At 70.0% G+C, this 12791-nt stretch carries 12 protein-coding genes and 2 pseudogenes; 7 read left to right on the top strand and 7 right to left on the bottom strand.

All coding sequences use genetic code 11. The annotated features are described in order from the left end of the window. From ACFRMN_RS33170 to ACFRMN_RS33160, 3 genes and pseudogenes are all read left to right on the top strand, one after another. Nucleotides 1-232, top strand: a 232-nt coding sequence (locus tag ACFRMN_RS33170) for an alpha/beta hydrolase (protein ID WP_383026771.1), incomplete at its 5' end; no start/stop codon positions are given. Nucleotides 233-398: 166 nt separating this feature from the next. Then, on the top strand, nt 399-788 hold the full coding sequence (locus ACFRMN_RS33165) for a PPOX class F420-dependent oxidoreductase (RefSeq protein WP_383026768.1): 390 nt from the start codon (nt 399-401) through the stop codon (nt 786-788). Between the two features lie 17 nt (nt 789-805). Then, a pseudogene (locus ACFRMN_RS33160) lies at nt 806-925 on the top strand (IS5/IS1182 family transposase); the annotation flags it as partial. A gap of 57 nt (nt 926-982) precedes the next feature. Here ACFRMN_RS33160 and ACFRMN_RS33155 read toward each other — a convergent pair. Genes ACFRMN_RS33155 through ACFRMN_RS33140 form a run of 4 tightly spaced genes read right to left on the bottom strand, consistent with a single transcriptional unit; the run spans nt 983 to nt 6688 of the window. Next, a complete protein-coding gene (locus tag ACFRMN_RS33155; protein WP_383026765.1) occupies nt 983-2251 on the bottom strand; it encodes an NAD(P)/FAD-dependent oxidoreductase in 1269 nt (422 codons plus the stop codon). Beyond that, a complete protein-coding gene (locus ACFRMN_RS33150) occupies nt 2248-3729 on the bottom strand; it encodes an NAD(P)/FAD-dependent oxidoreductase (RefSeq protein ID WP_383026762.1) in 1482 nt (493 codons plus the stop codon). Before ACFRMN_RS33150 ends, ACFRMN_RS33155 begins: the two co-directional genes overlap by 4 nt. Next, nucleotides 3726-5159 carry an FGGY family carbohydrate kinase gene (locus ACFRMN_RS33145; RefSeq protein ID WP_383026759.1) on the bottom strand — a complete coding sequence of 478 codons (1434 nt, stop codon included), beginning with the start codon at nt 5157-5159 and terminating at the stop codon, nt 3726-3728. The genes ACFRMN_RS33150 and ACFRMN_RS33145 overlap by 4 nt, the downstream gene beginning before the upstream one ends. Further along, nucleotides 5156-6688: an APC family permease gene (locus ACFRMN_RS33140; RefSeq protein WP_383026756.1), complete on the bottom strand. Its 1533-nt coding sequence runs from the start codon at nt 6686-6688 to the stop codon at nt 5156-5158. Before ACFRMN_RS33140 ends, ACFRMN_RS33145 begins: the two co-directional genes overlap by 4 nt. Nucleotides 6689-7303: 615 nt before the next feature. On the opposite strand from ACFRMN_RS33140, the gene ACFRMN_RS33135 reads away from it, so the two are divergent. Continuing rightward, on the top strand, nt 7304-8065 hold the full coding sequence (locus ACFRMN_RS33135; RefSeq protein WP_383026754.1) for a DeoR/GlpR family DNA-binding transcription regulator: 762 nt from the start codon (nt 7304-7306) through the stop codon (nt 8063-8065). Between the two features lie 198 nt (nt 8066-8263). Here the strand turns inward: ACFRMN_RS33135 and ACFRMN_RS33130 are convergent, their stop codons facing one another. After that, the gene (locus ACFRMN_RS33130; RefSeq protein ID WP_383026779.1) at nt 8264-8848 is read right to left on the bottom strand and encodes a hypothetical protein; all 585 of its coding nucleotides are present in this window, start codon (nt 8846-8848) and stop codon (nt 8264-8266) included. Between ACFRMN_RS33130 and ACFRMN_RS33125 the strand changes: the two are divergent. From ACFRMN_RS33125 to ACFRMN_RS33115, 3 genes and pseudogenes are all read left to right on the top strand, one after another. Beyond that, nucleotides 8738-9868: pseudogene (locus tag ACFRMN_RS33125) on the top strand (penicillin acylase family protein); the annotation flags it as partial. The gene ACFRMN_RS33130 and the pseudogene ACFRMN_RS33125 overlap by 111 nt on opposite strands. An 11-nt stretch (nt 9869-9879) precedes the next feature. Further along, nucleotides 9880-10035, top strand: coding sequence for a penicillin acylase family protein (locus ACFRMN_RS33120; RefSeq protein ID WP_383026777.1), 156 nt, complete (start codon nt 9880-9882; stop codon nt 10033-10035). A 559-nt stretch (nt 10036-10594) separates the two neighbouring features. Then, nucleotides 10595-11050, top strand: a complete 456-nt coding sequence (locus tag ACFRMN_RS33115; RefSeq protein WP_383026751.1) for a hypothetical protein — start codon at nt 10595-10597, stop codon at nt 11048-11050. A gap of 167 nt (nt 11051-11217) precedes the next feature. Here ACFRMN_RS33115 and ACFRMN_RS33110 read toward each other — a convergent pair whose 3' ends face one another. Next, a complete protein-coding gene (locus ACFRMN_RS33110; RefSeq protein ID WP_383026748.1) occupies nt 11218-11406 on the bottom strand; it encodes a hypothetical protein in 189 nt (62 codons plus the stop codon). A gap of 343 nt (nt 11407-11749) precedes the next feature. Beyond that, nucleotides 11750-12727 carry an MBL fold metallo-hydrolase gene (locus ACFRMN_RS33105; protein ID WP_383026746.1) on the bottom strand — a complete coding sequence of 326 codons (978 nt, stop codon included), beginning with the start codon at nt 12725-12727 and terminating at the stop codon, nt 11750-11752. Between the last annotated feature and the right edge of the window lie 64 nt (nt 12728-12791).

Genomic DNA, 12791 nt, shown 5'->3' with positions numbered 1-12791 from the left:
CCAGTTCTCCGCCCTGGACACCATCGAACTCCTCGCGCCCACCCCGCTCCTGCTCATCGCCGGCACCAAGGCCGAGACCCTCCAGCAGAGCCAGGACGCCTATGACGCCGCCCAGGAACCGAAGGAACTCTTCCTCATCGAGGACGGCACCCACTTCGACTTCTACGACCTCCCTGAGTTCGTCACCCCCGCTGTGACCAAGATCGACAGCTTCTTGCGCAACAGCCTCTGACTCGCCCACGCAGCCGCCCGCCCGCCCGCTCGCACCCCGCCCGTCGGGGAACCGGGCCCGGACACGGCGGCGGCTGCCGGCACCGCGCCTCCCCACTCCCGCCTCTCTCCGCACAACCGCCACCGCCACGCCTTCACCGTCACCCGGACCAGGAGATCGTTTCGACATGGGCGCCACCGCACTGGAAAGCCTCGGCACGGCCAAGTACCTGCTCGTCACCAGCTACCGCAAGAACGGAAGCCGCGTCTCCACCCCTGTCTGGGGTGTACGCGACGGCGACACTCTCGGCATCTGGACCCCCGCCGACTCCTACAAGGTCAAGCGCATCCGCAACCGGAACGACATCTTCGTCGGCCCCTGCGACCTGCGAGGCAACCCCCTCGGCGACCAGGTCCCGGCCACCGCCGAGATCTGCGACCCCGACACCACCGCCCGCTACCGCGAGCTCATCGCCCGCAAATACGGCATCGTCGGCCGCCTGACTCTCCTCAGCAGCCGCCTGCGCAACGGCACGCACGGTTCCACCGGTATCCGCATCATCCTCGACCAGCAATGAACCCTCACGGGAAGCCGGCCGCGGACGTGCTGGGCCTGGTCATCGCCGTCACCGCCCTCGCTGCCGGCACGCACGACAACACCGCGGGCATCGCCCCGCTGGACCAGGTCGCCGACCACACCGGCGACACCGTCCGCAGCCCTCACCGCGGAGAAGGCCCCTCCCGAGCAGGGGCTGGAACCGCACCCCAAAGATCAGTTGCGGGAAGGCCCTTCGAGAGAGATGTGAACGGACCCGCCGTCCTGAGAGACCTTGCCGAGCAGACCGGACGGGATACGGAAGACCCGGCCGGGGGCGGCGGGCCAGGCCAGGGTGCGCCGGGCGATCGTACGGCCGTCCTGGCGGATCGTCACCGTGGGGAACCGCACGAACTCGTCGGTCCACAGCAGCAGCCGGTCCCGGGAGGGGGCCGGGTCGCCGGGCCGCAGGATCTGCGGGGAGACCCACCGGAAGGGCGCGCCGACGGTGAGCCGGACTCCGCCCTCGGGGCGGCTTGTGCCCTGTAGGTGGGCGGCGACCTGCAAGGCCACGTGTTTGCCGTCGAGGGCGGCGATGTCGGCCGTGTCGACCGGGTGGAGCATGTTGCCGATGGCGAACACGCCGTCCCGGTCGGTGCGCAGCGCAGTGTCGGTGAGCGGGCCGAGGGTGCCCTCGTCGAGGGCGATGCCGGCGGAGCGCACCAGTTCGTGATCGGGAATCCAGTCGCCGGTGAAGACGACGGTGTCGCAGTCGACGGTGCGCCGTTTACCGGTGTCGAGGTGCTCGATCTCGACGGCGCCCACCCGGCCCTTGCCGATGACCCGGGTGACGCGGGTGCGGGTGGCGACGGGCACGCGGAAGACCGCGCGGCCGACAGCGTTGAAGGCGCCGTACGACTCGGCCTTCGGGTACTGGCTGACCATCAGGGCCGGAGTGCAGCCGGCCTCGCGCAAGGTGACGGCGGCGGACCAGCTGACGAGTTCACCGCCGACGATGACGGCGCGCTTGCCGACGGGCTGATGGTGCAGGTGGACGAGGTTTTGAAGCTGGCCGGTGGTGTAGACGCCGTGAGGGCGGTCGCCGGGGATGCGGCGGGCGGTGCGGGGCCGCTCGCGGGCGCCGGTGGCGAGGACGAGGGCGTGCGGGCGGATCCGGTAGCGGCCCTTGGGTCCGGTGACCTCGACGGTGCGGTCGTCGGCCCAGCCGGTGACCATGGTGCGGGTGCGGATCTCGGCGCCGGCCCGCTCGGCACGGTCGACGAGGTGGCGGGCGTAGGCGGGGCCGGTCATGACGCGGTGGAGGTCGCGCAGGCCATACCCGGTGTGGTCGCTGTGGCGGGGGATGCCGCCGGCGTCCTTCTCGCGGTCGACGACCAGGATGCGTCCGGCGTCGAGGGCGCGGAGTTCCGCGGCCGCGGTCAGTCCGGCGGGCCCGCCTCCGATGATGAGGACATCGGGGGTGAGGAGGGGTGTTTCAGTGGTCATCGGTTGTCCTTGTGCTGGCTGCGGCCGTCGTCGGTACGGTTTCGGGCGGGGCATCCGTCGTCGCTGGTGTGGCGGCCGTGCAGGGCGGCGACCTCCGCGCCGCAGAAGAAGCCCTGGCAGCGTCCGTTCATGGCCCGGGTGCGGCGGCGCAGTCCTTCCAGGCTGCGGGCGGGCACAGGCGCGTGGCAGGCGTCACGGATCTCGCCCTCGGTGACCCGTTCACAGAAGCAGATGATGGTGCCGTAGGCGGGGTCCGCGGCGATGCGTTCGGCGTCCTGGTAGGGACGCGGGGCCGCTTCGCCGATGTTCGGCATCCGCGGCGGATCGGGCAGGCCGCTGCGGCTGCGCAGTGCCAGGCCGGACTCCTCCAAGAGGCCGCTCACGTGTTCGGCGATGGCGATGCCGGCGGTCAGGCCGGTGGAGCGAATGCCGCCGACGAGGAGGTAGCGCTGCTCGGGGGTGACCTCGATCAGGTAGTCGGAATGGTCGATCGCGGCGCGCAGTCCGGCGTAGCTGGCGGTGACTTCTTCGGCGAGCAGGCGCGGCATGAGACGTTCGCCCTTGGTGAGGAGGAAGTCGTAGCCGTCCTCCGAGGTCGCGGTGTTGGTGCGGTCGGTGAGGTCCTCGGCGGTGGGGCCGAGCATGACGTTGCCGTAGATGGTCGGGGAGATCAGTACGCCCTTGCCGCGGGAGGAGGGTACAGGCAGGACGATCTTGTTGACCATCGGGCGCGTCAGTTTGTCGAAGACGAAAAGTTCGCCTCGGCGGGGGGTGACGGTGAAGCGGTCATGGCCGAAGAGCCGGTCGATGTGATCGGCACCGAGACCGGCGGCGTTGACGACCCAGCGGGCGCGGATATCACCGCCCGCGGTGTGCAAGGTCGACACGTCGTTGCCGACATCGACGCCGGTGACGACGTGCTTCAGGAGGATGTCGGTGCCGCGCAGCCGGGCATCGGTGGCCAGGGCGAGGTTCGTGGTCCAGGTGCAGATGATGGACTCACCGGGGACGGTGAGGCCGCCGAGGACGCCGTCGCCGAGGTGGGGCAGCGCCTCGTACACCTCGCCGGCGTCGATGACGGCGCACTGCTTGTAGCCGTTGGCCTCGGCCTTGTCCTTGAGACCGGGCAGCGCCTCCAGCTCCTCCTGGGTCCAGGCGACGAGGATGGCGCCGGTGCGCTCGACGGGGATGCCGGTGGCCTCGGCGTAGGCGCCGAGAAGGTGGTAGCCGCGTGCGACGAGCCGGGACTCCAGAGTGCCGGGTTTGGCGTCGAAACCGGTGTGGAGGATGGCGGTGTTGGCTTTGCTGGTGCCGTCGCCGACGTCGTCGCGGGCCTCGACGAGGGCGACGGAGAGCTCATGGCCGGAGAGTTCGCGGGCGATGGCGGCGCCGACGATGCCTCCGCCGATCACCGCGACGTCGTACGCGTCGGGCTGCCCGGTCTGCCCGAGGGGTTCTCGGTGGGGGGTGGCGGTCATGACTGGTCTCCCTTGCGGGCGCAGGACTGTGCGGCCTGTACCCATGTGGTGCGAAATTCCTGGGCTCGGTCCTTGGACCAGCTCGGTTCGTAGACGGTCGTCGGTCGCCAGTTGCCGACGGCCTCCTTGAGGGTGAGTGCGGGGTCGAGGGCGCAGCGGGCCAGCGCCGCGGCGCCGAGGGGGGTGGCGTGGGCGTTCGGGTAGATGTCGACGGGCAGTTGGGCGATGTCGGCCTGGGCCTGCATCAGCACGGCGGAGTTGGTTAGTCCGCCGTCGGCACGCAGTCGGCTCAGGGGACGTCCGAGGTCGCGGCCGACGAGGGCGGAGACCTCAGTGACCTGGGCGGCGATGCCTTGGAGGAGGGCGAGGACAAGGTGCTCGCGGCGGGTGGAGAGCGTCATGCCGCTGATGGCGGCGGTGGCCTCGGGCGCCCACCAGGGGGCGGCGAGTCCGGCGAAGGCGGGGACGAAGCGGACGCCCTGGCTGTCCTCGGCGGCGGCGGAGTCGATGTCGGTGACGGACGCGAGGAGGCCGAGGTCCTGAAGCCAGCGTACGGCGGAGGCGACGGTGTAGACCTGGCCGTCGACGCAGTAGCGGGTCTCGCCGCGGGCCTGCCAGGCGACGGAGGTGGTGAGGCCCGCGCTGGAGCGGAGGGCGTCGTGGCCGGTGTTGGCGAGCAGGAACGCGCCGGTGCCGTAGGTGCACTTGGCGGTGCCGGGCTCCAGGCAGGACTCGGCGACCAGGGCGGCCTGCTGGTCGACGATGAGCCCGGCGACCGGCACCTCGCGCCCGAAGGCCCGGGTGGTGCCGGCGATTTCGTCGGCGGCGACGATGCGGGGCATCGGCTCGTCGCCGAGGCCGAACAACTCGGCCAGTTCGCCGTCCCACTCGGCCCGGTCGAGGTCGAAGACGAGGGAGCGGCTGGCGGTGGAGGCGTCGGTGACGAATTCGCCGCTGAGCTGGTGGACGAGCCAGGTGTCGGTGGTGGTGACGACGCCCTCGCGGGTGAGGTTGCGGCGGACCCAGGCCATTTTGGGTGCGGAGAAGTACGGGTCGAGGACGAGCCCGGTGCGGCGGGCGATGTCCTCGCCGTGCTCGGCGAGTTCGGTGCAGATGCCCTCGGCACGCCGGTCCTGCCAGACGATGGCCGGGGACAGCGGGGTGCCGGTGTTCTCGTCCCAGGCGAGGACGGTCTCGCCCTGGTTGGCGAGGGCGACGGCGTCGATGTCGCGGCCTGCGGTGGCGACGGCCCGGCGGCCGGCGGTGAGGACGGAGTCGAGCAGTTCGTGGGGGTTCTGCTCGACCCCGCCGCCGGGCAGGTAGGTGGGGCGCACGGTCTCCTCGGCGATGGCGAGGGTGGCGCCCTGCGAGTCGACGACGATGGCCTTGGTGCCGGAGGTGCCCTGGTCGATGGCGAGGATCGTGGTCATCGGACGGTTCCTTCCGCGGCGGGGGCGTCCTGACCGGGTGCGGCACTGTCGAGGGCGCGGTCGACGTCGGCCATGTCGGGCATGGTCAGGTGGGCGCGGCCGCGGCGGGCTATCAGGCCGATGAGATAGACGGCTCCGATGGCGCAGAGGACGAGGACATAGGTCCAGGGGCCGCGGAAGGAGGCGTCGCGGAAGATGAGGAGTTCGTAGACCAGCCACACAGTGGCGAGGATAAGGACCGGGACCTCCCAGCGGCCCAGTGAGAAGCCGCGGGACGGCGGCAGGGAGCGCCGCTTGATCGCGTACATGGCCACGGTGCCGGCGTAGATGACGGCGGGCAGCAGGGTGGCGGCGGAGAACAGCTCGAACAGGGCGTCGGTGGAGCTGGAGAAGACCGCGAGGATGATCTGCGCGATGAGCATCATGAAGACGGTCGCGTTGAGCGGGGTCGAGGTGCGGGGGTGGATCTTCTTCAGCTGCGGCCAGCCGGGGAACCGTTCGTCGCGAGACATGGCGTAGACGAGGCGGGTGCCGCTGAGGGTGATGACGAGGCCGCAGGAGAAGATCGAGACGACCACCAGGACCAGCAGGATCTTGCCGACGACGGAGCCGAGGATCGCGGTGATCACGCTGGCGACGGGGGTGGCGGAGTCCGCGGCGCCGTCGACACGGCCGGCGGCGGTGATCGCGAGGAGGAAGAGAAAGCCGAGGACGCCGAGGGAGAGGACGGCCTGGACCATGGCCTTGGGGATGACGCGGGCGGGTTCCTTGGTCTCCTCGGCGAGGTTCGCCGCGGACTCGAAGCCGACGATGGTGAAGGCACCGAGCAGGAAGGCGAGGGCGAAGGGCCCTGCGTGAGTGGTGCCGCCGAGGGCGTAGTAGCCGCTCTCGGGGACGGTGCCGGTGGAGAAGAGGTTCGCGAAGTCGAGTTTGCCGGTGGAGAAGCCGACCGCGAAGAGCAGCACGGTGAGTGCGATCATGCCGATGAGCTGGACGGTGACCGCGGTGTTGTTGACGCGGTGCGTGGTGCGGGTGGAGGCGGCCACCAGCAGCGCTTGTAGGAGCATGACGACGGCGGTGATGGCCCAGGCGTTCTGGGTGGTGCCGACGTAGTGGAAGAGCTCCGGGAGGATAGTGGAGGCGATGGTGTAGTCGACGGCGACGACGACCACGCCGAGGAAGGCGAAGGAGATCCAGCCCATGATCCACCCCCAGAGGGGGCCGACAATCCGGGAGACCCACTGGTAGGAGTAGCCGCTGATCGGGATGCGCGCGGCGAGGGCCCCGAAGACCAGGGCGATGGAGAGTTGGCCGATGACTGAGATCGGCCAGGCCCAGATGCCGCGCGGACCGGAGGAGGCGAGCACTGATCCGTAGGTGGTGAAGATGCCCGTGGCGATCGAGACGAACCCGAAGGCTACGGAGAAGGAGGCGTACCAGCCCAGTTCGCGGGCCATCCCGGGTTTCGCCCCGGAGGTCGTCCCGTCGGCTGGTGTCGGATGCTGAGAACCCGTCTCCGCTTGCGCCATGACTCGTTTCCCTGCTTCAAGTGCCCCGCTGTCGCTGCGGAAGCCGGTGGATGGTGAGGGGACCGCTGGAGCTGTCGGTGCCGCCTGTTGCCGTCGGATGCCGGTGGGTACGACGCCCGGGACGTCCCCTTCTGTAGTGATACCGGAGCCTGTGGTGCGGGCGGGCCGCCGGTGGCCCTGGCGGTACCCGGAGGCCTGAGGCCGGTCGGTCACGGGACGAGGATCTATGCCCGTTTCAGTGGACTCTTGACCGCCAGTTCCTGAAAGTGTGGACCCCTGCCTGTTTTCCGTCAAGGTGCTCGCCGCCTGCGCTTCTCCTGGAAATGCGGTCGTAACCTCGGGCCGCCACCCAGGGGGGACTGCGTGAACGAGGCCGAGCGCCCTAGGCCCTGTCTTCAAAGTCCCGCCTGATCGGCGACGCCCGGCACGCACGCTCGCGGCGTTCTCGGGATCACCCCAGTACATCCAGTACTGGGGCGACCCTCCGCCTTGCGATCGCACGCACCGGACGCCTCCGAGCCCGCCCTCCGGGCGGACGGCGCTACTTTGAAGACAGGACCTAGGATGTGGTCACAGATCCACAGAAACAGTCACGGTCAATAGGAGGGACACGGCGTGCTCGCAGCGGAGCGTCACCGCAGAATCGTCGCCGAAGTCGCCCGGCTGGAGTTCGTGACGACAGACGACCTCACCACCTTGCTCAGTGTCTCGCACGAGACGGTCCGCAGGGATCTGGCCCGGCTTGAGCAGCGGGGCCAGCTCACCCGCGTCCACGGCGGCGCCACGGCCGTGCACACCTCGGTAGGGGAGGAGGCGCCGTTCACGGAGCGCCAGGACGTTTTCCTCACCGAGAAGCGGGCCATCGGCCGGGCGGCCGCCGCCCTGATCCAGCCGCACCAGACCGTGGTCATCGACGTCGGCACGACCGCCCTTGAGGTGGCGCGCGCCCTCCCGGCCGACCATGTCGGCGTCGTCGCCACGCCCTCGCTGCTCGTGGCGGGCGAGGTCAGCACGCGACCGCAGGTCGAGGTCCTGGTCAGCGGGGGCCGGCTGCGCGCGGGCGACCTGGTCTGCTCCAACGCGCAGGCGGTGGAGTTCTTCGGCAATCTGCGGGCGGACGCCGTCTTCCTGGGCTCGGGGGGCGTGGCGCCGTACGGGCTGACCGACTTCCACCTCGACGAGACGGCAACCAAGCGCGCGATGCTCGCCAACTCCTCGCACCGCTACGTCCTCGCCGACTCCAGCAAGTTCGGGCGCACGGCGGCGCATCGCGTGTGCACGCTGGACGGCTTCGACACTCTCATCACCGACCGCGCGTGCCCGCGGGAGCTGGGGGATGTGCTGGATGAGCACGGGGTGGACGTGGTGGTGGCCTGAGGAGGCGATACACCGACTCGCGCGCCCTCCGCACGGACTGCGCCAGTGACCTCCCGCTCGCCCGCGTGGCCCGCGCGACCGTCGCCGTCAACGCCTCGCGCCGTTCGGTCGCCGGACTCCCTTCAGGTTCTCGGCGCCCTCAGCCCCGCCGTCCCTGTTCAGGGGTGCTCTCACTTTCCCGGCCGCGATGGGCCCTGCTCAACGGAACGGCGAGGCTTTGCGTGAGGACGCGTCCCATGCCTCGCGCGGACCCCAGGGCGGATTCGCGGACATCCACCCACGCAGTGACTTCGCCACCTGGAGCAGGTCGGTCGCCGCGTAGTGGTTGACATCCCACGAGGCGTGGAGGGTGATCGTTATCGGTTGGCCGTTGGCTCTGCCGGGAACGGCGCCGAGGCCGAAGCGCTGTGCCTCCGTGACCAGCGCGAATCCCTGGCCGTTGGCAGCGAGCGACTGTGCGACCGAGCCTGCCGAGACCTCGCGGATCGATGGTGCGGGATCCAGTGGCGCGGCAGCGGCGATGACCGCCGTGCCGACTCCGGTGCGCGGGACAATGAGCCAGGTCTGCCGGAGAAGTTCGAGATCGCCGGACCGCGTGACACCGAAGCGGTCGTGTGCCTCGGCGGTGCCCTGCACCATGACGGGCACCTCGGCGATCGGAAGCCGGTGGCGATGTTCTGGAGGCGTCAGCGAGCTGACGGCGAGGTCGATGTTGTGGTCCAGTGCCGCGTCGACATCGTCGGCCGGGATGATGTGCAGGTCGACAATGGGAACGTCCGTCATCGCGACGAACGGTGTGAGTACGCCTTCGGCTGTGGCATGCGGGCAGGCCACCCTGAACGACGGCATCCCGCGGAACCGCGAGCGCATCACGCCCTCGGCCCGCTCGAAGCGGCCGAGGACGTCGGAGCCCAGCTCCAGCAGGGTTTCACCGGCGGCGGTAAGCGTCATCCCGGACGGGTTCCCGGCGACGGCCGGTTCGACTGGACAGGCTCTCGCGGCTCCGATGACCTGCCGGGCCTCATCGATCCGGACGAAGGCTGGATCGCCACCGCCAACCAGCGGCAGTTGCCGGACGGCGCGACAGAGCCGGCTTCTCCGGTCGGCTATGAATGGCTCGCGCCTTACCGCTATCTCCGCATCAGCGAAGAGCTGCGCCGTGATCGGAGCTGGACGACAAAGACAGCGCGAGCACTGCAGATGGATGTGGTCAGCGTGCCGGCGCAGCGCATCTGCGGCGTGCTGCGCGGCCTGCCGCTGAGCGGACTTTCCCAGCCGGCCTCGCGGGCGCTGCGCCTGCTGGCCCAGTGGGACCACCGCATGACGGAGGACTCAGCGGCGGCAGCACTGTTCGAGACCTGGTTCCGCGGACCACTGCGGCGCGCACTGCTCACTGGTGCCGTCATTGCCTGTGGTGTCGAAGCCGTGGACGAGGCCGTCGATACGCTCGACCCGACCGACAGGGAAGAAGCTGCGGGCGACCCTCAGGTCGACCTCAAGCTGTTCGATGAACTCGCCGCATCGCCTTCGCTTCTCGCCGAGGTGGTGGACGCGACTCTGACCGAGGCTGTCGACCACCTGAACCGGCAGCAAGACCAGCACTCCCCCTGGCAGTGGGGTCGGTTCCACACAATGCGCTTCACCCATCCGGCAGACGAGGCCGCGCCCGACTGGTCACTGCCGCCGGTGCCCAAGAGCGGGAGTCCGGACACGGTCGCGGTCTCGTCGCGCCGTGCCGTGCCGACGGATCGCAGACAGCTGGTGCCGGTTTCCGGTTCGTCACGGATGTCGGCGACTGGGATGACTCCTGGTTCATCAACGCGCCCGGACAGGACGGACGTCCAGGCCGGAAGCACTACCAGGACCACGTCCAACCCTGGCGCGCCGGAGAGTACCTTCCACTCGCGTACACCGAGAGCCGCATCAACGCGCTCGCCGAGTGGAGCTACACCCTCGCTCCCGGTGGCTGATGACGCACATGCGGGCAGACGGCTCGGGGCTCGCTGGTGAGGTGAGCCCGCCGTGACCCATCAGGTGGCGCGCCATGAGTACCTCAGCCGCTCAGCGATGTCCATGAGCGGCAGTCCCGCCGGCTGCTGTCAGGCCGGTGGCTCCGGTTGGGGACCGTAACCATGGTGATGCGCCTCGGGCGTGTGCTCGGCAGCGTTGCCAAGTGCTTCCTGCGCGACCCTCAGGAGGCACAGCGAGATCTCGGGAGGCAGCGCACACTCAGCGCCTGCCACCTCCGTGTGCACAGGTGCGCCGGTCGCCGTCGCGGACGCCGTCGGCCAGTGCCCGCGGCGCGTCCGCCGACGGCACCGTGTCGCTGCGCAGTGCGGCAATCCGTCCGGCGGGTCTCGGTGAGTCCTTTCACAGCGATACGCCGGGCTCGGCCCGCCGGACCCGCTCCGCTGCCTGCTGTGTGCGACGGCTCCGCCTCCAGCAGCGCGTTCGCCCTGGCAGTCCATGATGGCGATGACGGGTACGCCCGGCCCGACGCGATACGTGCCCTGAGACCGAGGAAAGACTGTGACGGCTGAGCGGAACATCCGGACCAACTTCGCCTTCTACCCGCCCGCGGAGGATGGCGGAGCCTGGCACGCCACCCTTGAGTCCCTGGAGAGGGCCTTGAGGCAGGCGTTTCCCGAACTCACCGTGGAATACCGGAAATCCGGAGTCCGCGACATGACCGTGCTCGATTTCGAGGTCGAACTGGCTCCGGACGTATGGGCGGACGGAACGGCGGCGATGCCCAGGCCCGACTACGCCTACATCACCCTCACCGATGTGGCCGCCGACGAGGCCGCCGTCTTCGCCGTATGGCTCCGCGACTCCTTCGCCCCCGCCCCGCACCTCGTACGCTTCGCCAGCAGCCTCGCCATGGCCAACGGCGAAGACACCCCGTCGCCCTTGCCGGCTACGGGCAGCACCGAAGAGATCAGGGCCGTGCTGCGTGACCACCTCGACGCCATCGACACTCCGTAGCCCGCGCCCTGGTGGCGAGGGGGGCGGGTCCCTTCGATGAGGGGGACCCGGCGGGCGCGTTTGCCTTTGGCGTTCTTGTCGGTGGGTCCGCCGGGTGCGGGGGTGGTCTGGCGGCGGACGGCCCAGATCCAGGTGTGGGTGTCGATGTCGGCGACGACGGCTTCCCCTCATCCGTGGTAGCGGCCGTGGGAGTGGTCGACGAGGGCCTGGGCGGGGCGGAGCAGGGTGGGCCAGTCGGGCACGGCGAGGGCGCGGGGGTTGTCGAGTTCGTCCTCCGCCTGTTTGTACTCGCGCTGCCGGCCGGCGCCCCGGGCGGGATTGACGGTGATCAGCCCGTCGCGGACGGCCTGTTCCATGACGCGGACGAGGACGGCGAGGCTGTTCTTGTCCGCGCGAGAATCGCTTGGCGGTGGAGGTCAGTTGCCACCACGGCCGGGGTCACCTGCGCGGTGCACGGGTAGCCCCGGCCGTGGGAGCGGGGAGTGGCTCAGCCGATGTCAGCGCCGTACACAGAGAGCGCGTCCGTCACCGGTGCGAAGAACGTCCGGCCACCGAAGGAGCAGTTGCCGCTGCCGCTGTGTTAACGCAAATAAAGGCCCGGAGTCCCCGTCGCGAACGGGCCGAGCGGCGGGTTCAGGGGCGAACGCGAGGCTCGGGTTCGCCCCTGAACCCGGTGCGGGATGGTCCGCGTTCAGCCCGTCAGTAGCGGACCGCCCCGTAGTCGATCCCTTCCTCGGGGTACGTCGCGGCACGGCGGCCGAGGCCCCTCATGCGTTCCCGCATCTCGTCGGCGGGGAGGTGGTGCAGGTCGCCGTGGCCCGGCAGGACCCACTCGAAGGTCAGCTCCTCGGCCCCGCGGGCCACCGACTCGGCGAGCGTCCTGATCGAGTCGTAGACGACGCTGTGGGCGACTTCCAGTGTCGCTTGTGAGTTTGACCAGAAGAACGCGTCGCCGGTGAAGCAGTACTTCTCGTCCGCGATGAAGAGGGTGCTGCCCGCGGTGTGCCCGGGGAAGGGGTGGGCGATGACGCCCGGGCCGATCTCTACCGGCTCGGTGCCGCGGATGACATGGTCGGCGGAGGGCAGGGAGTGCAGGTCGCCCTCGTGGATCCACAGCCGTGCGCCGAAGGCGTCGGCGTACTTGCGGGCGTGCGCGACGTGATCGAGGTGGGTGATGAGTACGTCGGTGACCTTGCCGGCCTTCTCCTCGTACCGGCGGGCGAGTGCGGGCCGCCAGCGCGGGGTGTCGATCATCATCGCGGTGCCGTCGGGGCGGCGCACGAGGTAGGAGGTGGCGCCGTACGTCTGCGGGGAGGCGTGCCCGCAGAGGAGGACGACCCCGTCCTCGTCCAGCGGTTTCGGGTACGGGTCCGAGTCGGCGTCCCACTGGTCGGCCGGCGGGTGGACGGAACGGGTCGGGCAGGCGTGCGCCGCCATGTACATCTGCTCGACGTCGGCCTCGGTCTCGGGCTGGCGGATGACGGTCGACAGACCGCCGTACTCGCCGCCCTCCTTGAAGCCGATCATGCCGGGGGCGATCTGACGGGCGATGTTGCAGTTGAGGCAGCGGTCGTCGACGGACCAGCCCTCGCTCCGCGCGGGCGCTGCCTCGGTGCCGCGCTCCGCCTCGGTGTCGTGCTCCGCCTGAGGTCCCTGCTCTGCCTGTGTGGTGCTCATGACTCCGCTTTCCTGAGTTCGGGTTGGGTTTGAGGTGGGTGTCGAAGAAGGTCTCGGTGCCTGG

Origin of the sequence: Streptomyces sp. NPDC056835 (genome assembly GCF_042789485.1) — a bacterium.
Classification (GTDB): domain Bacteria; phylum Actinomycetota; class Actinomycetes; order Streptomycetales; family Streptomycetaceae; genus Streptomyces.
Note: the sequence above shows the minus strand (reverse complement) of the source record. Positions and strands in the feature narration are given on the sequence as shown.